Here is a 22900-nt window from a genome sequence, read left to right on the forward strand (position 1 = left end):
TCTTCGGCTTTTAACGCTTCCGGCCCGAATAAACGATGGGTAAAAGGCCTGCCGCGATGACGCTGTGCCCGTTATCGTTCGGATGCACCGCTGTGATTCCGCGGGGAACCTCCTCGACGCTGCCGCTCCGGTAGCCGTCAATCAAATGCGGCTCGTTACCGGAGAACCATTGATCCACACGGGCAACGCAGCAGCCGGTTCGGGCAGCCGTTCCGCTGATGACCTGATTCAGCAAGCCTATGCCGGTCACGGCGATCGGACTGTTCGGAAACGGGTTATACTGGGTGCAGCAGACCACGTCGCACGATCCGGCCGTGCGGATGTGGCGGAGTATGGCACCGAGTCTTCTTTCATATTGGCGAATCATCGCTTCCAAACCAGACTTGCCGGAGCCTTGAAGCATTTGCAAGCCGCCGCTAATGAGATCAACCCCGCCGATCCATACCGTCACCGTATCGACGAAACGAAACGGATAAGGATCCGTATCCAATGCATCTACCAGATCCGCGCTTGTCCATCCCGGACGAGCGAGCACGATTCGTTTGGCTTGTATGCCTTTGGAACGCAGCATGGAAATGATCAGGCTGGGATACATTCGCTCGACGGAACTTGCATTTTGACCAAACGTAATGGAATCGCCTAATGCCGCATATACGAACATGCCGTTCCTCCCTCTCTTATTGTGATGTACTATCTTACGCAATAATGGGAGTGTTTGCATATGCGGCCGCCCCTTTGCCGCCAACGAATCAAAGCCGGGATCAAGATTTCCCGGACACATTTTACACGGAGTCCAAGAAAAGAGCACGCCTCCCGCCATACAATATACCACTTCCTAAGGAAAGGAGGCGTTATCTAGGGGATTTTTAGGCGGCGGTTCTTGCGGAGGGTTCACTAGCACGGGCGTCATCCTTGTTCTGTTCATTCTGCTTGTTATTGTTCTTCGCGGCTGGCTCTTATTATCGATCCGAAGAAAGGATCTTGTTGACGGCAAGGTCCTTTCTTCACCTGCCATGCCTTTCAGGTTAGGGAAACGGGTGCGGATGCGGGTTCAGCTGATCGATAGCCAAACGCTGCTTCCTAAACCCCAGCTCTGCCGGTACGGTCAGTACTCTTTCCAGTCCCGCCAAGCGGGTCAGGTGATGCCCGAACGTCATCGGCAGCATCCCCGGAATCAGCACCTTGACACAATATAATCCGTTTCGTAACGTTTCCGGCGTGGACTGGTCGATGACAATCACCTCGAGGTTCAACCGGCCGAACGTCTGAATGACGTCCTTCAGATCATCGGTCAAATCCGCACGCCTGTCTTTCAGCTTGAACTCCTCATCAAACGTGCGCAGAGGGCGGCTGCCATCCAGTAAAAAATGCAGGCGCTCCTCGGCTTCAGGCAAGCTGTACAGCATGGAATGGTCTTCCATCTGCCGCACCAGGGACGCATCGTGCAGCATAGGTACATAATCTTCCCGGTTTGTCTCCAATTTCTCGCCTAGCATCGGCAGGATGCCGGCCAGCTCATGAATCGCACTCTTCGCGGCTCTTACCGGGTCCAAATGAGCCCCGGCCGCGCAGATGAGATTCACTCCCGCCGGTTTGCTGTTTTTGGCGATGGCCACTACGCTCGGAATTCCATTCTCCATCGTTGTGTTAAACAAATGCAGCTTATACCCGGTCACCGCCTGCAGACGGTCGACCATCAGCCGCAATTGCCGATCGCCCGCTGAATAAGGATCCAGGCGCGGTACAGGCAGCTGCGCGTACCAGGTCATCAGAAACGAGTCGCGTTCCACCACTTCCAATATGCCGTATAACACGGCCTCTTCCAAACTTCCACCCAGCGCGCAACCGCTGGATGCTTCGTTCACAAACCCTTCCCCAAAACCTACGCTGTAATAGGCAAGCAGCTCCGGAACCAGAATCGGACGTTCCCGCAGGAACGAATAGCCCCAAACCCAATCGATGGGCCGGTCCGGATCAAACGGCTGGAACGGAAAATCGGGCTGCGCATACTGTTCCTTCGTATATACCCCTACCGTGACCGGATTGAGCGCTTGCTCCGCCACATGGCGGTAGCTGTCATTCATCACGGTCCGCTTGCCGCGGGGAGCCATCCCGCAGTTTCGTTCCAAGCCCTCTAATATAGCAGTCAGCTCGCTTTCCACATACGAATGCGTTCGGCCGGCCGTTATCTCATCTTGCGCGAACAACGGCAAGCTCACGCAAACATCGGCAAACGGCGACACGAGATCAATCATCTTCCCTTTCAGAAGACCGGTCCGGTCATCCAGATAGTCTTTAACGAGAACTTTCTTCAGGTCGTCCAGCGGACGGCAGCGATAACTGGAGGCGCTGATCTTAGGATTAGGCTGCAGCGAAATTCGGGATGCCGCCGGTGTATCGTCGGGTATCCGCCCACAAACCGGACACAACGGGTCGGGCAGAAAGAAGTGAAGCGAGCTCTCAAGCGTGTTCATGTTCATGAGATAGACCCGTCCTTCCGAGCGGGCCCGGCCGCCCTGCAGCACCCTCCGGGCCTCCGCTGCAAGCAGGCGGCTCAGCTGCCAAAGCGCTGTTCGGGACGCCCGCCGCTGACGCGGCATTCCCCCGTTCACCAGCAGCATCATCTGCAGCTCCGACATCTCCTGACCGCGTCCCGCCATTTGCCGGCGCATGTCCGCACACTGGGAGCATCCCGGCGTACCCGGTCGAACCAGTGGTCCGACTACGCCCTCGTCCGATGAAGCGAAGCCGCTAAGCCAAATCTTGCCGCTGGGCTGCAGTGCCGCTTCCGCTTCCTGATTGACGGAAGCGTTCCAATCATCCTGCAGCACCAGCACCAATTCCGCCGCTTCCGGTACAATTGCCTTGAAATCCGTCTGACGAAAGACTTGGTGCGGGCCGGACAAGGCTTCGCACACGAAGTCCGCCAGCAGCCCTTCTCCTACAATTGCCACAACAGCGCCCACCGAGATTCCTCCTTCCGCAGCCTTGCAGGAACTGCTCCGAATACATTACAAGTATGATGAACGATCCGCTTTTGTTACGCTTTCCGATTACGGTAACGAGGTTGCGAAACATCAGCAGCAGCAAGGCCGGACGACTGATTTCCATCATTTATGTATTGAACACAAATTTTATTAATTTATAATGGGTGAAGGAAAGGGGAGGATCATCCATGATGCGAATGAACGCATTCGCCTTTCTTGTCGCGGTACTGCTCATAAGTGCCGGCACATTTCATGAAGGGCACGCCCAGGCGGCAACGAAGCCTGCGGTATTAACCAAAGGGACGTCAAACGGGGATGTGTGGGACTTACAGTTCCGTTTAAAAACATTAGGATATTATCAAACGGCGTTAGATGGACAGTTCGGAACCCAAACCTTAACGGCGGTTCGTAAATTCCAAAAAGATTACGGCTTGGCGCCAGACGGCGTCGTTGGCCCAAATACCTGGAAAGCCTTAAAAAAGTATTCGCTGAACCGAAGCGAACTGGACGTTATGGCCAAAATTATTAATAGCGAGGCCCGCGGAGAACCTTATAAAGGACAAGTTGCCGTTGGGGCTGTAGTCATGAACCGGATTCAATCCGCCCAATTCCCGGACAATATCCGCGATGTCGTGTTTCAGCCGGGAGCGTTCACAGCAGTCGATGACGGCCAATATTGGTTAACGCCTAACAAAACCGCTTATTTGGCGGCACAGGACGCTGTTCGCGGCTGGGACCCTACAAACAATTCGCTTTATTATTTCAATCCGGATACGGCGACCAGCGCGTGGATTTGGTCCCGCCCGCAAACCGTAAAAATCGGCAAGCACAATTTTGCTAAGTAAAAAAATAAGAACGGCTATGATTGATCCTATATAAAAAAACAGCTCCGTTACCGTTGCAGGTAGCGGGGCTGTTTGCGTTCCGTTCGAAACGCTAGTGCGCGACAGGCCGTTCGCAAGGGACTGCCTGTCTTCAATGGCTTAAAGCGGTCAGGGGTTAAACGACCGGAAACCAGCCCGGCGTATGCATGATGGCCTGCCACAGCGGATCCGGGATGACCAGACGCTCCTGATCGTCTTTCGTTAAGGTAGTTTGGATATCCGACTCCCGGCCTTCGGCTACTTTCACAACCCAATCGGGCTCGATAATGAGCTCGCGGCCCAGAGCAATGAGCGGAATTCCCGTTTGCAAAGCTTTCAGCGCATCATCCGCACTGTGAAGCGAGCCTACGCCGATGACAGGCACACGGTTACCGGCACGCTCGCGGATCCATTCGATCCGAGACTTGCTTTCGTCTGCGCCACGTCTAGGTTTGGACCAGAAATCCATTAACGATACATGGATGTAGTCGAGATCCCGGTCTGCTAACGCATCGACCAATTGCAGCGTATCCTCCATCGTGATCCCGGGAGTTTCCGCTTCTTCCGGGGAAAAGCGGTAACCCACCAGAAACGGTTGCTTCGCGTGCTTGGCCACAACCCGCTTCACTTCCTCCACAACAGCTAACGGGAAGGTCATGCGCTTCTCCAAGCTTCCTCCCCAGCGGTCTTCGCGGCGGTTGGAATGCGGGGAGAAAAACTGTTGGATCAAGTAACCGTTGGCTCCATGAATTTCGACGCCATCGTATCCGGCTTCGATAGCCCGGCGGGTAGCTTCTCCAAAATCGCGAACAATCGCCTCGATCTCCGAATCAGACAAAGCTCTCGGCACGACGCTTCCTTCCTGTTCCGAAGCAACGGCACTGGCGCTTACGACATCGCCGTCAACCAGTTCCGGGGGACACATCCGGCCGCCGTGAAAAATTTGCAGGACAGCCTTGGCACCTTGTTCCTTAATCGTTTCAGCCAGACGACGTAAACTTGGAATCATCTCGTCGCGGTCGCCGGCAAACTCACCTTGAAATCCTTTGCCGTTGGGGGTTACATAGGTGCAGGCGGTAATCACCATGCCGACCCCGTTCGACCGGCGGGCATAGTAGCTGACTTCCGCGTCGCTGACTGTGCCATCCTCGTGCGATGAGAAGTTGGTCATTGGCGCCATCACGATGCGATTTTTCAGTTGAATGCCGCTTTTAAACTTGAAAGTTTCGAATAAAGGCTTGTATTTTGTGTCCAAAGGTATGATTCCTCCCCAATTTATAAACAATATCTGTAGCTAGTTTGTTCTGGTTTCATGCTTTTTAGCATTTCATCAGGACCCGCTCCGATTTTTTGGAGCCGTTCCAAACAGCCTTGAAGCAGGCGCATGATGGGTGTGCTGCCGGCTAGCCGATCCGGTTGCGGAGGCTGCAGACTGCCTGGCTCTCAGTTGTTCGAACCATTCTTTATCATGCGTCATCAGAGCAAGTTCAATCAAACTGCGCACTTCTTCCGGAGCTGACGGTGTGTAGGCCGGCAACTTCTTTACTCTGGCAAGCTTGGTTTCGATGGTCGTACCCACCGTTTCCTGAAGGTCGCATTGTGTCACCACAACCTTCAGTTCGCCATTTTCGTTCATCGACTCGACGTATCCGATAAATTTTTCATCCTTAACGGATGTGCCGCTTACCCAATCGCCTTCTCTAATCAACGCATCGTTTGCTGGATTCATATCCGGTCACCTCTTTCTTTTTACTAAGCCAACCTATCTGAGATCGTTTTAGTAACAGTTCGCTTACTGTCATTATATTTGTAACAGTTTAAAGTGTCAACTGTCTTCTTTCATTTTGAAAACCACGACAAAAAGGGAACCGTAATTAAACGAATCCCCTTGTGCTTCTAACTAAACTCATGATTGTCAATTGCCTTTTGAAAGTCGCTGACCCGTGTAAATTTTTTATATGCAGCCAGGTTTAACGAAGGTGTATATACTTTAACGGTGCGTTTACCGGAAATTTTCGCATCATACATGGCGATGGCGGCGTTTTTCATCAGATCTTTAAGAATGGGAGCATCCTCGGGGGTAACTGCTTATACCGACACTTGCCGATACAACCAGCTCATATTTGTCTATTGAGCAAGGCAGACTTGCCTCTGCCCTTTTTACTTTTCTTCTTTGCCTTGTACAACGCAATATCCGCATGTTTAAAAAGCTTCATCATGTTGGTTCCATGCTCCGAATATATAGAGTACCCTATACTTGAATTTACGATGATGCCGTCATTTAAATCCGGCACAGGAAAGGGGTCCCCCAGCGATTGCAGGAACAGGTGTATAAAAGCGGTTATTTCCTGTTTGCCATGAATGTTTTTCATGATAACGGTAAATTCGTCTCCGCTTAATCGGCCTACAAAGTCACCTTCCCGCTTGCAGTTCAGCAAGCGATTGGAAAACTCCTTCAAAACCATGTCGCCTACATCATGGCCATACGTGTCATTGATGGTTTTAAATTGGTCGATGTCCATAATCAGCAAAGCAAAATCTTCATTTTGGCGAACCGCCTCCTCCAGCGTCTCATCCAAAATGAGTTTGATCTTCCGGCGGTTATAAAGCCCTGTTAAATAATCGTGATACGCCATAAATTCCAATTCTTGCATGGTTTGTTTTCTAACGGTGATATCCCTCGAAACGATTAAAATTTGATGGACTTCGCCTTCGTCCGACAAGATCGGGGAACATGCGGCTTCATACCAGACCCATTGACCGTTCCTGATCTTGTTCCGAATTTCCAGCACATACGAGTCTTTCGTTTGTATCATCTCTCGATACGTTTCTTTCAATTTAATTACATCATCTTCGTGTAAGTAATGGAAGATGTCGAATTCATCGTTACAATGTCCGGTATGGTGCTGATGGGATGGAGATACATACTCGATCTTGCCGTGAATATCTGTGATTTTGATCATATCTTGCGAGTGTTCTTCAATGAGCCGGTATTGCTCTTCTTTTTTTCTTAACATTTGCTCCAATTTTTTTTGATTTGTAATATTAAAATAAATCATGAAAACGCCCAAAATCCCGGTTCCATGATCCTCGATAGGCGTTGCCTTCATTAAAAAATATTGTTTATCCTCATTGATTTGCACAGCAAACTCATGTTTGTAAGACGGCAGACCTGACATTACACGGGCGATCCCTTGCTTAAGATCGTCGTCGCCATCATATAAATTCAAATAACGTATACCGAGATAGGCATCTAATTTCTCGCCGCTATGGATCGGAAAGTTAATCCATGATTGATTTACAAAATGAATAGCGCCCTGTTTGTTTATAAATACGGCAGGTTCGGACAACGATTCTATAATCAATGAATTCAACCGGCAGGTTCGTAATAAAGCGTCCAGCATGTTCACCTTCTTTATCCGTTAATTTCCCAAGCAACACGATCTTCACCACAATGGTTTGTTCCAAAATCAAACGCTTACACAACTTTTCTCTTCATCTTATTCCATGATTGGATACTTATCAATCTATTTTCCGTCAATATACTACATTTTGAAACAAATTTCGACAATATTCCTCCTGAGCGGTACCGTTCATCTCCGGCACATAAAAAAAGAAGGCTCCTATACGGAGCCCTTTCGAAACAGATACATTCGTGCCTGATATTTGACAAAGCAAATTCGCCTAGAACGCCGAGTTGCCTTGTACCGATTCTTGAAAAGCCGATAGTCGTACAGGGTTACGATTTAACCGTCATTTGCTCGCCCGGTTTGAGCACCCGGCCTTGTATACCTTTTTCCTCCAGACTGCGAACGAACGCTTCAGCGTCCTGCCGAATAGCCGGGAACGTATCATAGTGGACCGGTACGACCAGCTTGGCCCCGAACCATTCCGCCGCTTGGACGGCATCTTCAGGTCCCATCGTATAATGGTCGCCCATGGGAATGAAGGCAACGTCAATCGAATGACGATCTCCAATCATCTTCATATCGCCGTAAAGCGCCGTGTCACCCGCATGAAGTACGGTAATGCCCTCCGCGGTAACGATAAAGCCGCCCGGCATGCCGCCGTACACAATTCGCTGCTCGTCCTCCAGCACGATCCCCGAGCTATGGAACGCTTGAATCATTTTTGCCTTCGCAAAACCCAGATCGACGGTTCCCCCCGTATTCATGCCAATCGTCCGGAGTCCCTTCCAGGACATGTAGGCTGCAAGCTCAAACGTGGCTACGACCGGCACATCATTGGCTTTGGCGATCGGCTCCGCATCCAATATATGATCCATATGCGCATGTGTCAGAAGAACCGCGTCCGTCTTAATGTCCTCAGGTTTGGTTACCGCCAGGGCGTTGCCCCGCAGGAACGGATCGATGATGAGCGATTTGTCCCCGGTTACGATTTGAACGCAAGAATGTCCATGGTATATAATTTCCATTTTCTCGATTCCTCCTTATTTGCCCAACAGTTGGTTATCGTTATTCAAAATCATGTTACCGATTAATTTTCCCCATGTCAAAAAAAGGATTTCCTCAAAACAAAGAACGCCTCCATCAAACCCGGTAAAGGTTCTGATGAAGGCGTTTCTTCTATTTCTCTATCCGTTACGCTTCACTTTGCAGTCGCTTGATGCTCAGAAGCTCTTTCATCACTTGACAGCCGCCCCGGCCAAATAGATCATGCAGCCGGTTGTAAGCCGCGTACAGCTCGTCGTAAACAGCCTTGTTCGCAGCATTCGGGAGATACGTTTCCTCACGTACATGCGCCATCTTCGCAGCAGCCTCGGCTATACTGTCGTAGCCGCCGCGTTCGGCCCCCGCAGCCACGGCTCCGAACATCGCCGCCCCAAGCGCAGGGGTTTGGGTCGACGCGGCAATCTTGATCTCACGGCCGGTCACGTCTGCATAAATTTGCATCAGCAGACGGTTGCGCTGCGGCAAGCCTCCGCAGGCGAACAGTTCGTTCACCTCGACGCCCGCCGCCTCGAACGTATCGATAATCTTACGTGTGCCGAAGGCGGTTGCTTCCAATAAGGAACGGTAAATTTCCTCCGGCTTCGTCTGGAGCGTCAATCCGACGATCATGCCGCTTAAATCGGCATCCACCAGCACGGAACGGTTGCCGTTCCACCAATCGAGCGCCAGCAAGCCGTGCTCGCCGGGCTTCAGCTCCGCTGCCCGTCGTTCCAACCAGCCGTGAACGCTGAGCCCTTCGCTTGCCGCCGCTTCCAGCACGTAGCCGGGCACCTGGTGGTCAACAAACCAGCCGAACAGATCCCCTACCGCGGGCTGACCCGCCTCATACCCGTAAAGCCCGGGAATGAGGCCGTCTTCCACGACACCGCTGATGCCTTCGGCATGAATTTCTTTGTCGCTCAGCAGCATATGACACAATGAGGTGCCCATGGCCATGACCATTTGACCCGAGCGAACGGCCCCGGTACCCGGAACGCCCGCGTGCGCGTCGATGATGCTGGCGGCAACTGCCGTTCCGGCACGCAGCCCCAGCATATCAGCCGCTTCCGCCGTCAATTCGCCGGCTTTCGTTCCAAGCGACACGACGTCGCCCGCCAGCTTCGTTTCCACGAATCGTTCAAGCTTCGGATCCAAAGCTTTGAAGAAGTCGGGCGAAGGATAGCCGTCCGCTTTATGCCAGAATGCTTTGTAGCCTGCGCCGCAGCTGCTGCGGACCGGATTGCCGGTTAGTTGAAGAACCGTCCAGTCCGCAGCCTCCATAAACCGGTCGGCCGCCTCATACACTTCAGGAGCCTCATTCATGATTTGCCACGCTTTGGCGACCATCCATTCCGACGAGGTTTTACCGCCGTACCGGCTTAAGAACAGCTCGCCCCGCGCCTCGGCCGTTTCATTAATCCGGTTGGCTTCGTCCTGCGCCGCATGATGCTTCCACAGCTTGACATACGCATGCGGCTCATCGCGGTAAGCCTCTTGATCGCATAGAGGATTGCCGTCCTCATCGACAGGGAGCATGGTGCACGCCGTAAAATCAATCCCGATGCCGATCACTTGCGCCGGATCAACCCCCGAAATGCGCAGCACCTCGGGAACCGACCGTCTTAGGACCTCCATGTAATCGTCCGGATGCTGAAGCGCCCAGTTCGGCTCCAGCGGCTTGCCGGACCCCGGCAAGCGTTCATCGATCACACCGTGAGGATACGGCGTCACGTGGACGGCAAGCTCCTCACCGTTGTCGACGTCAACGATGACGGCTCTGCCGGACTCCGTCCCGTAATCGACTCCTATCGCATATCGTTTTCCCATCGCATGTTCCTCCGTTCTAACGGTACAACGGGCCGAAGGTCGAGCATGCCCGATAATCGGCTCCCACCGGCTCATTCACACCGAACGCCGACCATGCGCTAGGACGGAATATTTGATCTTCGGGAACGTTGTGCATGCAAACCGGAATCCGCAGCATCGAAGCTAACGTAATTAAATCTCCGCCGACATGACCGTAGCTGACGGCGCAATGATTCGAGCCCCAGTTATTCATGACCGTATAGACGTCTTTGAATGCGCCTTTCCCGGTAAGCTTCGGCACGAACCAGGTCGTCGGCCAAGTCGGGTTGGAGCGCTGGTCAAGCACATCGTGAACGTCCTCGGGAAGCTCGACCGAATAGCCCTCTGCAAGCTGCAGGACCGGGCCGATGCCTTTAATCAGATTAATCCGTGCGATCGTCATCGGCATGCCGCCACGCGTCGTGAAGTCTGTCGAATACCCGCCTCCGCGGAAGAAATCGACTGCCGGACACCACTTCGTCGCATCCAGGCATTTCTTCACTTCATCGTCCGTAATGTCCCAGAATGGCTTCATGGCCGGCTGTCCGTTGATTGTTTGCTCGCCAGTCGCATCCAGTGCCGCAGGTCCGGAGTTGATCAAGTGAATGATCCCGCCGGCAGCAGGCCCGGTCAGCTCATGTCCCGTCACGCGCTTGACCGCTTCCGGACTCCAATACGTACGCACATCGGCGAATATTTGCGCGCTGTTCGTCAACAAGTGACCGAAGAGCATCGTGACCGCATTGAGGTTATCGTTCTCGGTAGCCATTATGAACGGTTCGCGAATGCCGTTCCAATCGAACGAGCTGGTCAATATCGCTTCCATAAAGTCGCCGTTCGGAAAGTGATCGGTCCAGGCGCGCTGTCCTTGGAAACCGGCGGCGATCGCGTTATGTCCGAGCGCCTCTTCCTCGTAGCCCATCTCCGCGAGCTTCGGATTCCCGATCATCAGGTCGCGGGCGATCAGCGTCATTTTGACAACCGTCTCCAGATCTTGCTCCTTCTGTTCGTCGGTTCTCTTCAGCTCAGGAGGATTCACATCTGCGCCGATATGACAATTTTCTTTGGTCCATGCCAAAGCGCGTTCGAATTCTTCCTTATCGTAAATTCCCCGTTCCATCCGCCGGACAAATTCCGTCATATCCACATACTCATTGCGCATGCCCAAATAGTCTTGGAAGAACGATTCGTCCACGATGCAGCCTGCGATCCCCATGGACACAGTGCCGAGCGCCAAATATGACTTGCCCCGCATCGTAGCGACGGCAAGGCCCGCCTTGGCAAAGCGCAGCAGCTTCTCTTGAACGTCCTCCGGAATCGAGCTGTCGCCCATATCCTGAACATCCTTGCCGTAAATGCTGAAGGCCGGCAGCCCTTTCTGATTATGCGCCCCCAGCGCCGATGCCAAGTATACGGCACCCGGTCTTTCCGTCCCGTTAAAGCCCCAGATGGCTTTAGGCATGAAAGGATCCGTATCGATCGTCTCAAGCGGGTAGCACCAGGACGGCGTCACCGAGATCGTAACGCCTACGCCTTCCTTGCGGAATTTCTCGGCTGCTCTCGCCGCTTCCGCTACGCCGCCAATCGTCGTATCGGCAATGACGCATTCGACCGGCAGCCCGTTCGAATGACGCAAATTTTCGCTCAAAAATTTGGCGCAAGCGATGGCCATATTCATCGTCGGCTCTTCCAGCGATTCACGGATACCGCCTCGGCGGCCGTCAATAATAGGGCGAATTCCGATCTTAGGCATATCTCCTTGCAAACGGTTTACGAATCGGGACGAGTTCATGGTTTTCCTCCTTGGTTTTAAACAAACGTTTATTTTTAAATTCCGTATGTCTTGGCAACCGTCTTGGACAAGCGATGCAGCTGCTCGATCTCAAGCCGGTTGGTAGCCGTAAAGTCCAGATGGTTCTTGGAGCGGCAATGATAGTTGGAGAGAACCCCTTCCAGCATCAAATAATATTTGGCGTTAACCGGATACAATTGTTTCTCGATGAAGGAAGCGATACTTACGAAATTGCTCAGATGATCCGCTTCCTCCGGCTTCTGCTGCCAGTTTTGCATGAGCCAGACATACAGCTCCGGGTGGAAGTTGGCCATGACGCCGCTGTACCCGGTGACGCCGAGCTTCAACGTCTCGAGCAGCGTGGCCGTGTTCGCGTTATATATATTCAAGCCGGTCCCTTGAACGGCTTCCAATTTCAATCTTATATTCTCGGCATCGCAGCTGGTGTCTTTCAGAAACAGAAAACGGCCGGTTTCAGCGCACCATTTCAGCGCTTCCGGGGAAATGATTTTTTTGTAAGGGAACGGACACTCGTAGAATCCGAGCGGTGTTTCTTCCGGAAGCTCCTTCAGCAGCTTCTCCAAATTTCGCTTCCAGGTCGCGTCCGGTTCTCCTTCCGAGGACAGCCGGTTTGTAATTAACACAAGCGCATCGATTCCCGTATCGGCAAGCGCCTTCAGTTCCTCGACCTGATCCTCGTACTTATCCGATATGTGCCCCGATGCAATAACAGGAACTCGGCCCGCAGCCTTTTCCTTCACGAATGCCGCAAGCTTCACTCGCTCTTCCTTGCTTAAGAAGAACATCTCACTCGACTGGCATACCGCAAACAATCCGTCAACGCCATGCCCGATATACCAATCGATCAATCGTTCCAAAGCGTCATAATCAATCTCGTTCGATTCTGTGAACGGGGTGATCATTGTAGGCCACACACCCGCAGGAATTTGTTTCATCATCCGGTTCTCCCTCACGATCCGTAGTAGGTTTCCATATCTATATTCCGCTTCATCCCACGGATATTTGTCTAAAAGCTATACTTTCTCTTTTCCACGTATACGTCATATACAAGTTGTTTCCTTCGGCAATAATGGCGGGATAGGAATATTCCCCGGCCTCGTTCTCCAACACAAACTCGCTTCCCCACGTCAAACCGTTGTCCTCGGAAGCGCGCAGCACGAGGGGCGACCTCGGTCCCCAATTGTCGCCGACCGGGTTAAACGCGAGTACCAGCGTACCGTTATCCAGCTTCACCACATCGATGCCGCTGTTGTTGTTCGGAAGCGATGTCGGGTATGCGCCGCACCAGGAACGGCCGCCATCGTCGGAATCACTTCTATAGATGAAGCCTTCCGTACTGCGCAGCAGCATATGAACCTTCCCGGGCTCCGATTCCCATAACGTAGGTTGAATGACGCCCCGGCCGATAAACGATTGCTTGGAAACCGGAATATCGCTGTCCGTCACTTCCTGAATGTTCCCGTAGTCCAGCTCTTCGATGCGAATGTCTCCGCTCTTGGTCCAGCTCTTCCCCTCGTCCTCGGACCGATCCGCGAACGACTGCCAAATGCCGTCTTCCGTCGAAGCGGGAGCAAGCCAAGTTCCGTCCTTCAGCACGATCAGCTTGTTGCGCACCGGCCCCCGGCCTCCGCGGTCTCCTGCAACCAATTCGACCGGCGCCGACCAGCTTCGGCCTTCATCCCGGGACGTCTTGACCATGGTGTACCATTCCTTCAGCAAACGACCGACCTTATAGAAGAGAACGAGTTCGCCGTCCGCTTTCCTGTGAAACACCGGATTCCAATGCGGTTCGTTCACCTCATCCGCGAGCTGGACCGGCTTCGTCCAAATTCCGCCTTCGCGCCGCGAACCCCAGATGGAGATATCGTCCGCCCCTTCCTCGCTTCCGGCGAACCAGGCGGCAAGAATGTCACCGTTCGGCAGCAGCGTCAGATGAGAGGCATGACAGCTTGCAAACGGCTTATTTGTGTCAAAAATAAGCTCTTTGACAACGGGTGTAAATTCCATGCTGATTTCCTCCTGTGAACAATCTATCCCTTAATCCCGGTATTGGCTATGCCCTCAACAAAATACCGCTGAAGGGAAAGAAAAACGATGATGGACGGAATAATCGCCATACAAGCCCCTGCCAGCGAAGTCCCATACTGAAACTGCGCGGTCGAGTTGGCGCCGCCCATGAACTGTGCGATACCGACCGCTAGCGGCTTCAAGGAATTTTCGCGAATCGCTATCAACGGCCACAGGAAGTTGTTCCAGTTCGTAATGAACATGAGAATGGTGACGGTGGATACGGCAGGCTTCGCAAGCGGAAGCATGATTTTACCGAAAATCCCGAAATCCTGGCAGCCGTCAATCCGAGCCGCTTCCTCCAGCTCTTTAGGAATACTCTTGAAGAAGCTGGTAAGAATAAAGACACTCGTAACGTTGGCGCCCGCCACAAGAACAATGGCATAATAGCTGTTCAGAAGGCCTAACTTGGATACCAAGAGAAATAACGGAACGATGTACGCTTGAATCGGAATTAAAAGCATCGATACGACGAGCGTGAAGATCACTTTCTTGCCCGTAAAATGCAAGCGGCCGAACGCATAGGCGGCGAGTGTCGTCAAGGCGAGAACAAACAAAGTCGAAGCGACAGTCATCCCGACACTGTTCATCATCCAGCTAAGGTAGGGATAGTTTTTCAAAACCATCGTGTAGTTTTCCAGTGTAATGACTTCCGGCACCCATTTCGGCGGGTAGCTTACGATCTGGGCCTCCGGCTTGAGCGACGATAGGAATGACCAGAGCAAAGGGAACAAGAATATGATGCTCACGACAATCATGACAAGGTATACCGGTAACTTTTTCGCATTCATGCTAACATTCACTCCTAGTCATCCAGCTTCAGCAATTTGGATTGGATTTGAACCATCACGATCAAGATAGCCAAGATGGCAACACCGAGCGCCGATCCGTAACCCAAGTTGTAATTTTGGAAAGCGGTGCCGTACAAGTATTGAACAAGCGTCAGGGTCGCCGTGCCTGGTCCGCCGTTGGTCATGACGAAAATTTGGTCAAACACTTGGATCGTGTTAATGAGCGTTAGCGTGATGATCATCGAGGTGATCGGCTTCAATAACGGGAACGTGATTTTCAGAAACGTCTGGTACTTGTTCGCTCCGTCAATCTCCGACGCCTCATACAAGTCTTTGGAAATGTCCTGCAAACCGGCCAAATACAGAATCATGTTATAGCCCAGGAAAGACCACACGGTCACGATCGCTACAGAGAACAGCGCGTATTTTTCATTCGTCAGCCATTCAACCGGGTTCAGCCCGACCAGCTTCAAATAATAGTTCAAAATCCCGAAGTTGTTGTCATACAGCCAGTTCCAGATAATCCCGACGACAGCCGGAATCAAGACGTACGGAATGATCGAAATGGTCCGTACCGCATTGCGAAACCGCAATTTTTGGTTAAGCAGGATCGCCAGCAGCAAGCTGAATACAACGAGCGGCGGCAGTGTCATGAGCAGAAAAACCAATGTGTTTTTTAACGATGTGTAAAAAATCGGATCGCGAAACAGCTTAATAAAGTTGTTCAAGCCTGCGAAGGATGCCGTGCCTACGATGTTCCACTTCATAAAGCCGACGAATAAGCCGGCCACACTCGGTCCGAAACGGAATACGAGAAAGACCAACAAGTAAGGCAAGAGAAACAGCGCCGCAACCTTTCCTTGTTTTTTCATAGATTCTACAACCCTTCCGCTAAAATAACATGTAGTTGATAAGTGAATCGGATACGGCCGAACGGACGATCGATCGAACGTTCATTCGGCCGTATCCTTGGTGGGATCGGGATTATTCCGCGAGCAAGGCGTCCATATCTTTCTGCAGCTTCTTCACGATTTCAAGCGGATCCTTGTTGTTCAACACAGCATCCTGCGCAGCCGTCAAGATCGGGCTTGGCGCCGTGCTGGAGAACAACTGAGCGGCTTTCGGATGCGCCGGCAAGAGAACCGCGTTGTTCAGGCTGTTCACAAATGCATCGCGGCCCGGCATTTTCTTGGCGACTTCCATACCTGCGTTGCTGGAAGGAAGCTGTCCGGATTTGGCCCAATCGCCCGAGTTTTTGTCCAGCCATTTCACGAATTCAACGGCAGCGGCTTTCTCTTCCGCGCTTGCCTTCGAGTTCACCGGGAAGGTCAGAACTTCTGCTGCGCCCCATGCGGCCTGCTTATCGAACACTTTCGGGTATGGCGCGCTGCCCCACTGGATGCCGGAAGCTTCCAGCTTCGGCATTTGCCACGGGCCGTCCACGATCATTGCCACTTTGCCGGACGTAAAGTCATCGACAGGAGATTTTTGGCCTTTAGGCACCACTTTGTATTTAAAGATCAGATCCTCCAGGAAGCCTAAAGCTTTAGCCGCTTTTTGCTCGTCGAGCACCAGCTTCTTCATATCTTCCTTGAACGGATTGTCTCCTTGTTGGTTGAGCAAAGCGTAGAACTGATAGAACGCGTGATGGTTCATGCTGAACCCTAAGCCGTACTGTGTAATGTTGTTCTCGTCAAAGCCCGCTTCGTTCGGATGCTTGCCGTTCTTGTCTACCGTCAGCTTCTGGGCGGCGGCGATAAGTTCTTCTCCCGTTGTCGGTGGAGCGCTTACACCGGCTTTAGCGAACAGATCTTTGTTATAGAAAACACCGTGCATATGCACATCAAGCGGCACCGCATATTGCGTTCCTTTATACAGCGTACCGCCCCAGGCAAATTCGGAGTAATCCGCTTTATTCATCTTGACCGACTCAACGGTTTTCGCATCCAATACGCCCATCTCGGCAAATTGTCCGATTTCGAACGGATGCATAGCCAGAACCTCCGGCGGTTCTCCGCCCTTCATTTCGGTCAAAAATTTCGTAAACAACGGCGTCCACTGCATCGAGCTGAATTCAACATGAATTTTGCTCTGCTCGGCATTGAACTTTTCAACCAAGCCTTTCATCGTTTCCAGGTCGGGACCCGTCCAGCCGCCCCAATAATCGATCTTGACCGGTCCGCTCTGCGAAGCCGTTCCGCCGCTCGCGGCCGGCTGTCCGGCGCCAGGCTGGTCGCTATTGTTCGAACAACCTGCAAATACTGTAAATAACGCGGTTGATGCAAGAATCGCCGACACCCTTTTGAATTTCATTCGTGAAACCCTCCCGTAGTTGTTGGTTATATCTTAAAGCGTTCCAGCGTCGATCCTGCTATGTGACGTCCGAATCCGCATTTAAGCTGCTTGTTCTTCCTTGAAAATCGCCGCAGGACCGGCGAATGACCAGATGCGTCTCAAACACTTTACTGACGGATTGCTGATACCGATGCTGCATCATCCCGGCCAGCAAATGGAAGCAGGCGTCCGCCATTTGTTCAACGGGCAGATGAACCGTCGTCAGCGTCGGCACTGTGTATTGCGTAATTTCATCATCGTCATGACCCACGATTTCCACATCTTGCGGAACCGCTTTCCCCGCTTCGTTTAATGCCATCAACGCGCCGACCGCCATTTGGTCGCTCGCGGAGAACAACGCCGTAGGAAGAGCGCTCCCATGAGCGAGCAGACGCTGCACGGCTTGATAACCGCCTCTTTCGGAAAAATCTTCAAACACCAGATGCTGCTCCTGAATTTCCATGCCCAGCTCGCGTCCTTTATTCAGAAACCCTTCCATACGCAGCCGGATCGCGCTGGAAGAAACGTCCGGTACAATCACTCCCACCTGACGATGGCCGCGGCTCGCAAACAACTCCGCCACTTTCTCGCCGGTCAAATAACTGTCGACATTGACATACGAGTATTTGTTGGAACTGCGTTGGTACAATACAATCGGCACCATCGGGGTTACTTCTTCCAAGTACGCTTCATCCTGCTCTGTCGGGTTCGCAATGATCGCCCCGTTAAATCGCGTGCCCGTTAGCAGACTGTGAACTTCATTCAGCTTGGTGCCAACGTAAGGCTGAATCAATATCTCGTATTCTTGCTCATCCGCTATGGCATTGATGGATTGTTGAAGCCCTTTCAAAAACCGGTTGATGAGCGCAGCTCGGGTATCGATCGACCAAAATAACGCAATGATCGGAAGAACGGTTTCTCCGCCGCTTCGCAAGCGTCTGGCCGAGATGTTCGGTTGATAGTTTAACCGCCTGGCCGCCTCCATAATCTTCTCCTGCGTAGCGGCCGATATCCGATAATGATCGCCCTTGCCGTTCAGTACCATGGATGCCGTTCCTTGAGATACGTTTGCTAATTGAGCGATCTCCTTAATACTGGCCATGCTTCACCTCCTTGCAAGCAATGCGGTCTGACGCTTCTTGCTAATACGTTTTGCTAAATCGTATTGCTAATACGTTTTTATTATATTTTACAAACGTTTTCACGTCAATCCTTTTTGTAAAAACGTTTTAGCAAGAAAAAAAGCACCTGATCGGAGCCCCTTTCGGCGGTTAAAAAAAGGACCGGGCGCTTCAACCGATTCCCATCGGTTGAGCGCCCGGCCCGTCTTCCTTCGCTTTCGCTTGATTCAATTGGCCCCGCACGACTGGCGAACGACGATATGCGCATCGAAGATTTTTGATGACGGCCCCGTCGTTTTGTGATGCATTAAATCCGTCAGCATACGGACGCACTCGCCGGCCATTTCTTCTACAGGCAAGTGTACGGTTGACAGGGATGGGATCGTAAACCGGGTCACTTCATCGTCGTCATAGCCGATCATTTCGATGTCCTGCGGGACGCGCTTTCCATAGGTGTGCAGCGCCGACAATGCACCGACCGCCATTTGATCGCTGATGACAAACAATGCGGACGGCAGCTGCCCGTCGGTCTCAACCATCCGCTGAATCGCCTCATACCCTCCGCGTTCCGAGAAATCGGAGAATAGGATATGCTCCGGCTCCACATGCAGACCGAGCTCTGCGGCTTTCGCCAAGAAGCCTTCCTTGCGAAGCCGTATCGCCTTGGACGAAACGTTCGGCACGAGCGCCCCTACTTTACGGTGTCCCCGCGCGGCAAACATGGCGGCAACGTCTTTCCCCGTTCCGTAGCTGTCAACGTACACCGAAGCATATTTTGCCGAACTTCTCTGATACAGCACGATAGGCACATTCAATTGAGCCTGCTCCAAAAATTCCTCGTCTTCTTCCGTAGGAATAGCGATAATTGCACCGTTAAACCTTGTGCCCGTAATCAAGCTTCGCATTTCTTTCAATTTGGTGCCGACATAAGGCTGAATGAGCAGCTCGTACTCACTTTCTATGGAAGCAAGCTCCTTCTGCAGCCCGTGCAAAAACCGGCTGATTAACACGGTTCGGGTATCCAGCGCCCAGAAGAGAGCGATGATCGGCAGTACCGTTTCGCCTCCGCTTCGAAGACGTCTGGCCGAAATATTGGGCCGATAGTTGAGCTGCCTGGCAACCTCATATATTTTTTGCTGCGTGAGGGCGGAAATGCGGTATTGATCTCCTTTGCCGTTTAGCACAATAGAGGCGGTTCCCTGGGAAACGTTAGCCAATTGGGCGATTTCTTTAATGCTTGCCATAAAAATTGCACCCCGATATATTGATAAAAATGGACGTCGCATCGTCATGCTTACAAGTATTGTATAAGGTTTCAAATCAACTGTGCGAATCCGTTAATTTATCTTACTTGGCAAATCCTGCTATGTCAACGGATGACAAGCCGGGGACACTTGGACACTTGCTTGCCTCGACCGGACTCGCTCCCGTTAGTTGTGCCCCTACTGGCTGGGCGCGAGGCGCGCGAACGAAGAAAAACCTGGCGGAAGATCACCGCCAGGTCCTTATGGGCTAATCCTCTGCGATTGAGCGCGGGAAGGAGACTGTATTTGACGAACTTTCGATCTGATCAGGTCATGCTTCTTGATACCTTGCAAAGGAATGCGTATAAAGTGCGGCATCCAGCAATCGGAACCTTCTTTTCCGATAGGATGTCCGTTTTTACAAAAAATATTAAAAACCGATGCATCAGGACCGCAGCATCCGCCCGCTGTCTTTCGGATTGTCGTCGTATCCAGACTTTCGATATGGACGATAAGTTCAGCATCCGTTATTTCATTCGCACCCTGGTAGGGAAGAAGATCGGCCCTAATGATTTCATGCCCATAAACATAGGAAAACCGCGGTACATAACTTTCTTTTTCTTTTAAAGAAATTTCTCTCAAATCCCCCAGGTGCCTTAGCGTCCTTGTAACCTGCGTACCGCAAGCTTTACAAGCCAGAGAACTTCTGTACACATCAACCGTTCTCCAGCTTTGATCAAAGCTTATATGATCCTGCCTGTACAGATCCATCAAATCGGATATGACTTGTTCAGCCAAACCTTTTACTTTCATCATATAAGGAACTAATTCCCTTTGTTGATAATATCCGGTTTCATGACGCTTAGGCAGCGGCTTGATGACCGCATGTAATTCAGGGGTTTCCCGCAAATGAATGAGATGATCGACTCTGTTGGCTTCAACCCATTGCTGTATATAAAGCAACTCCGCTTTCACTTCATCATCCATGCTTTTCAGATACGCTTTGAAATCAACAGCGTTATTATCAAATACACAAGATCTGGCGATTTCAATACAGGTATGCATGACCTCCATCATAGCTGCAAACTCGCTCACGCATACATGGAAACGATCAGGCGTCAATGCGTTAGCCGCATTTGCCGCTTGACTATAATGAAATTCCAAACATTTTCTTTTAAATTCCAATGTCTTTATCCGATTTTGCATCCTGTAATCCTTCTCCGTTTATACGATTATCGTCACCCTTCCAAATTCAGACGAGATCGCGGGCCTATTTGTTTCACTGCCTGCCCTTGCGCTCATCGGCGACTTGATCCGGGTTCGTCCCTTTTGTTTCCTTTCCGAAGAATAACACGGCAAGCGCTCCGATAATAATGGCAACGAAAAATATTATAAATATCGAACTAAGCGCAACGTTTTGTGCTATCAGTATGCCTACAAGGTAGGGACCCATTACACCGCCGATCCGTCCGAAGGCAGCCGCAAGCCCGACACCCGTGGAGCGGACTGCCGTCGGGTACAACTCCGGTGTGTAGGCATACATGGCTCCCCAGGCCCCAAGGTTAAAGAAGGAGAGGGAAGCCCCGGCCGCGATCAGCATCGCTTCCGTACCGGCGTTACCGAACCATACAGCGCTGGCAGCCGTAAGCAGCAGGTAGGTGACGAGCACGAACTTTCGGCCGAGCTTTTCAATCAAGTAAGCGGCGGTAAAATATCCGGGCAGCTGTGCAAGCGTCATGATGAAGACGTACTGAAAGCTTTTCACGAGACTAAAGCCCTTCATCACCATAACGGACGGAAGCCACAGAAACATGCCGTAATAGGAGAATACGACCATCAACCACAAGATCCAGAGCGTGATCGTGGATCTGCGGTGCGACGATGACCATACGGAAGCCAGCCGCTCCCCAAACGACAGCTTTCGGTCTTGCTGCGCGGTATAACGAGGCGAATCCTGTATCGCCCGTCTTAGGTACAAAGCGTATAATGCCGGTAAAGCGCCGATGATAAAGGCAGTCTTCCAGCCATAATGAGGAATGATGAAATAGGCGATCAGTGCGGAGACGATCCATCCGCCGGCCCAGAAGCTCTCGAGCAGCACAACGGCACGCCCCCTCTCATGGGCAGGCACCGACTCGGAGACAAGCGTTGAAGCGACCGGAAGCTCCCCGCCTAATCCGAAGCCTGCGATGAAGCGAAGCGCGCACAATACGGCAAAGCTGGTCGCCAGGGCGGACAGCCCGCTTGCGGCAGAGAAAATGAGAAGCGTCCAGAGCAACACGGCCCGGCGTCCGTACCGATCCGCAAACGAGCCCGCCACTGCCGCTCCGACGGCCATTCCGATTGAATTAACCGCTGTCAGAAATCCAACCTGCTGCGCGTTTAAATGCCAATCGACAGCTAGCGCAGCAACGATAAATGAGATCATCCCGACTTCCATCGCATCGAATAACCAGCTAAGTCCAGCGCTGAACAGCAGCTTCCGTTGTTTCGGTTCACGCAGCAAACCCGCTTTATTCATGTTCAGGCCCCTTTTCCCCGTCTTTTAGTGCATTTAGTATCTCATTTTTGACAAGAATACGCATCCCTAAACGGAAATACCCGCATGGAATGTTTTAGATCAGCTCCATGAGCGGAATGTCCTTGACATCCTTGTTTATAGGTACCGGTTGTCCATGTTGACGAACCAGCGTGAAGTATTCGTAAGGTCCGATGACCGATAAGTCGCCCTCCATGACGCCGGGGTAAGCGCGATTAACCGAGTAAACCTGGCTTTGGTGGGCTTGCAGCGCCTGTCCCTTGATCGCGCGGAATTCACGAATATCGACCTTGCCGGTAATCGGAAATAACCGGTCCGGGCCTTTGTCCGCGCAGTGCTTATAGTAATGAGGAATCGACGAATAATAGAACGCCGGGAGCCGGTTCCGTGCAAGCAGCTCCTCCGCCAGCAGCATCGCCTGCTCCGCAGCTTCCGAGATCGCGATATGGTCGGGATGTCCCGTAACCCCGTCCGGCGGAAAAGTAACGACAACGTCAGGCTGCTGATCGACAATCGTGTCTTTCAATTTCCCGATCAGTTCCGTGCGGTCCTGGTCCTTCAAATATCCGTCCGGATACCGGTAAAGAATCAAGCTCGAGACGCCAAGAATATGACAGGCCTGCCTCAGCTCCCCTTCCCGATGGGCAACCAATTGCTCACGCGTTTGGAAGGAAAACGGGCCGCATCTGCCTTTACAACCCGATGTGGCGCATACCAGAACGAGCTCATGACCCATGCTGGAGCATTTGGCCATCGTCCCCCCGCAGGCAAACGATTCATCGTCGGGATGCGCAAAAATAAAGAGCAGTTTCTTTTTGTTTTCCATGCCATTCACCTCCATAAGA

General features: G+C 52.0%; 19 protein-coding genes and 1 pseudogene. 2 read left to right on the forward strand and 18 right to left on the reverse strand.

Going from position 1 to position 22900, the window contains the following annotated elements; genetic code table 11:
• Positions 1 to 10: 10 nt before the first annotated feature.
• A complete protein-coding gene (locus tag PVA01S_RS07200) occupies positions 11 to 661 on the reverse strand; it encodes an SGNH/GDSL hydrolase family protein (protein WP_164751763.1) in 651 nt (216 codons plus the stop codon).
• A gap of 208 nt (positions 662 to 869) precedes the next feature.
• Here PVA01S_RS07200 and PVA01S_RS27180 point away from each other — a divergent pair.
• A pseudogene (locus tag PVA01S_RS27180) lies at positions 870 to 956 on the forward strand (sporulation protein YjcZ); the annotation flags it as partial.
• 69 nt (positions 957 to 1025) lie between these two features.
• On the opposite strand, the gene PVA01S_RS07205 reads toward PVA01S_RS27180, so the two are convergent.
• Positions 1026 to 2966 carry a TOMM precursor leader peptide-binding protein gene (locus PVA01S_RS07205; RefSeq protein WP_127606382.1) on the reverse strand — a complete coding sequence of 647 codons (1941 nt, stop codon included), beginning with the start codon at positions 2964 to 2966 and terminating at the stop codon, positions 1026 to 1028.
• Positions 2967 to 3175: 209 nt separating this feature from the next.
• Here PVA01S_RS07205 and sleB point away from each other — a divergent pair, with 209 nt between their 5' ends.
• Positions 3176 to 3832 carry a spore cortex-lytic enzyme gene (gene sleB, locus PVA01S_RS07210; RefSeq protein WP_127606384.1) on the forward strand — a complete coding sequence of 219 codons (657 nt, stop codon included), beginning with the start codon at positions 3176 to 3178 and terminating at the stop codon, positions 3830 to 3832.
• 154 nt (positions 3833 to 3986) lie between these two features.
• Here the strand turns inward: sleB and PVA01S_RS07215 are convergent, their stop codons facing one another.
• The 16 genes from PVA01S_RS07215 to PVA01S_RS07290 form a co-directional block, all read right to left on the reverse strand.
• Positions 3987 to 5105, reverse strand: coding sequence for an NADH-dependent flavin oxidoreductase (locus PVA01S_RS07215; protein ID WP_127606386.1), 1119 nt, complete (start codon positions 5103 to 5105; stop codon positions 3987 to 3989).
• 75 nt (positions 5106 to 5180) lie between these two features.
• A complete protein-coding gene (locus PVA01S_RS07220) occupies positions 5181 to 5579 on the reverse strand; it encodes a hypothetical protein (protein ID WP_127606388.1) in 399 nt (132 codons plus the stop codon).
• 388 nt (positions 5580 to 5967) lie between these two features.
• Entirely contained in the window at positions 5968 to 7254 is a 1287-nt protein-coding gene (locus tag PVA01S_RS07225) for a sensor domain-containing diguanylate cyclase (RefSeq protein ID WP_127606390.1), read from the reverse strand.
• Between the two features lie 335 nt (positions 7255 to 7589).
• Positions 7590 to 8285, reverse strand: a complete 696-nt coding sequence (locus PVA01S_RS07230; RefSeq protein WP_127606392.1) for a metal-dependent hydrolase — start codon at positions 8283 to 8285, stop codon at positions 7590 to 7592.
• Positions 8286 to 8451: 166 nt separating this feature from the next.
• On the reverse strand, positions 8452 to 10128 hold the full coding sequence (locus PVA01S_RS07235; RefSeq protein WP_127606394.1) for a ribulokinase: 1677 nt from the start codon (positions 10126 to 10128) through the stop codon (positions 8452 to 8454).
• 16 nt (positions 10129 to 10144) lie between these two features.
• Positions 10145 to 11938, reverse strand: coding sequence for an L-fucose isomerase (locus PVA01S_RS07240; RefSeq protein ID WP_127606396.1), 1794 nt, complete (start codon positions 11936 to 11938; stop codon positions 10145 to 10147).
• 35 nt (positions 11939 to 11973) lie between these two features.
• The gene (locus PVA01S_RS07245) at positions 11974 to 12897 is read right to left on the reverse strand and encodes a dihydrodipicolinate synthase family protein (RefSeq protein WP_127606399.1); all 924 of its coding nucleotides are present in this window, start codon (positions 12895 to 12897) and stop codon (positions 11974 to 11976) included.
• Between the two features lie 49 nt (positions 12898 to 12946).
• On the reverse strand, positions 12947 to 13966 hold the full coding sequence (locus tag PVA01S_RS07250) for a sialidase family protein (protein WP_127606401.1): 1020 nt from the start codon (positions 13964 to 13966) through the stop codon (positions 12947 to 12949).
• Positions 13967 to 13989: 23 nt separating this feature from the next.
• Positions 13990 to 14817, reverse strand: coding sequence for a carbohydrate ABC transporter permease (locus tag PVA01S_RS07255; protein ID WP_054799787.1), 828 nt, complete (start codon positions 14815 to 14817; stop codon positions 13990 to 13992).
• Positions 14818 to 14831: 14 nt separating this feature from the next.
• A complete protein-coding gene (locus PVA01S_RS07260; RefSeq protein WP_127606403.1) occupies positions 14832 to 15689 on the reverse strand; it encodes a carbohydrate ABC transporter permease in 858 nt (285 codons plus the stop codon).
• Positions 15690 to 15801: 112 nt separating this feature from the next.
• Positions 15802 to 17130: an ABC transporter substrate-binding protein gene (locus PVA01S_RS07265; protein ID WP_127606405.1), complete on the reverse strand. Its 1329-nt coding sequence runs from the start codon at positions 17128 to 17130 to the stop codon at positions 15802 to 15804.
• Positions 17131 to 17188: 58 nt separating this feature from the next.
• Entirely contained in the window at positions 17189 to 18253 is a 1065-nt protein-coding gene (locus PVA01S_RS07270; protein ID WP_127606407.1) for a LacI family DNA-binding transcriptional regulator, read from the reverse strand.
• Between the two features lie 246 nt (positions 18254 to 18499).
• Positions 18500 to 19516, reverse strand: coding sequence for a LacI family DNA-binding transcriptional regulator (locus PVA01S_RS07275; protein WP_127606409.1), 1017 nt, complete (start codon positions 19514 to 19516; stop codon positions 18500 to 18502).
• A gap of 261 nt (positions 19517 to 19777) precedes the next feature.
• The gene (locus tag PVA01S_RS07280; RefSeq protein ID WP_127606411.1) at positions 19778 to 20722 is read right to left on the reverse strand and encodes a hypothetical protein; all 945 of its coding nucleotides are present in this window, start codon (positions 20720 to 20722) and stop codon (positions 19778 to 19780) included.
• A 73-nt stretch (positions 20723 to 20795) separates the two neighbouring features.
• On the reverse strand, positions 20796 to 22037 hold the full coding sequence (locus tag PVA01S_RS07285; RefSeq protein WP_127606413.1) for an MFS transporter: 1242 nt from the start codon (positions 22035 to 22037) through the stop codon (positions 20796 to 20798).
• Positions 22038 to 22131: 94 nt separating this feature from the next.
• Entirely contained in the window at positions 22132 to 22881 is a 750-nt protein-coding gene (locus PVA01S_RS07290) for a PIG-L deacetylase family protein (protein ID WP_127606415.1), read from the reverse strand.
• Positions 22882 to 22900: the final 19 nt, after the last annotated feature.

The sequence above is a fragment of the Paenibacillus validus NBRC 15382 genome, assembly GCF_004000985.1.
GTDB lineage: Bacteria > Bacillota > Bacilli > Paenibacillales > NBRC-103111 > Paenibacillus_G > Paenibacillus_G validus.

Excerpts from the sequence above, each read along its gene's own strand:
- PVA01S_RS07200 (WP_164751763.1), bottom strand. The coding sequence starts at position 661 with ATGTTCGTATATGCGGCATTAGGCGATTCCATTACGTTTGGTCAAAAT.
- sleB (WP_127606384.1), top strand. The coding sequence starts at position 3,176 with ATGATGCGAATGAACGCATTCGCCTTTCTTGTCGCGGTACTGCTCATA.
- PVA01S_RS07220 (WP_127606388.1), bottom strand. The coding sequence starts at position 5,579 with ATGAATCCAGCAAACGATGCGTTGATTAGAGAAGGCGATTGGGTAAGC.
- PVA01S_RS07225 (WP_127606390.1), bottom strand. The coding sequence starts at position 7,254 with ATGCTGGACGCTTTATTACGAACCTGCCGGTTGAATTCATTGATTATA.
- PVA01S_RS07230 (WP_127606392.1), bottom strand. The coding sequence starts at position 8,285 with ATGGAAATTATATACCATGGACATTCTTGCGTTCAAATCGTAACCGGG.
- PVA01S_RS07235 (WP_127606394.1), bottom strand. The coding sequence starts at position 10,128 with ATGGGAAAACGATATGCGATAGGAGTCGATTACGGGACGGAGTCCGGC.
- PVA01S_RS07240 (WP_127606396.1), bottom strand. The coding sequence starts at position 11,938 with ATGAACTCGTCCCGATTCGTAAACCGTTTGCAAGGAGATATGCCTAAG.
- PVA01S_RS07245 (WP_127606399.1), bottom strand. The coding sequence starts at position 12,897 with ATGATGAAACAAATTCCTGCGGGTGTGTGGCCTACAATGATCACCCCG.
- PVA01S_RS07250 (WP_127606401.1), bottom strand. The coding sequence starts at position 13,966 with ATGGAATTTACACCCGTTGTCAAAGAGCTTATTTTTGACACAAATAAG.
- PVA01S_RS07255 (WP_054799787.1), bottom strand. The coding sequence starts at position 14,817 with ATGAATGCGAAAAAGTTACCGGTATACCTTGTCATGATTGTCGTGAGC.
- PVA01S_RS07260 (WP_127606403.1), bottom strand. The coding sequence starts at position 15,689 with ATGAAAAAACAAGGAAAGGTTGCGGCGCTGTTTCTCTTGCCTTACTTG.
- PVA01S_RS07265 (WP_127606405.1), bottom strand. The coding sequence starts at position 17,130 with ATGAAATTCAAAAGGGTGTCGGCGATTCTTGCATCAACCGCGTTATTT.
- PVA01S_RS07270 (WP_127606407.1), bottom strand. The coding sequence starts at position 18,253 with ATGGCCAGTATTAAGGAGATCGCTCAATTAGCAAACGTATCTCAAGGA.
- PVA01S_RS07275 (WP_127606409.1), bottom strand. The coding sequence starts at position 19,516 with ATGGCAAGCATTAAAGAAATCGCCCAATTGGCTAACGTTTCCCAGGGA.
- PVA01S_RS07280 (WP_127606411.1), bottom strand. The coding sequence starts at position 20,722 with ATGCAAAATCGGATAAAGACATTGGAATTTAAAAGAAAATGTTTGGAA.
- PVA01S_RS07285 (WP_127606413.1), bottom strand. The coding sequence starts at position 22,037 with ATGAATAAAGCGGGTTTGCTGCGTGAACCGAAACAACGGAAGCTGCTG.
- PVA01S_RS07290 (WP_127606415.1), bottom strand. The coding sequence starts at position 22,881 with ATGGAAAACAAAAAGAAACTGCTCTTTATTTTTGCGCATCCCGACGAT.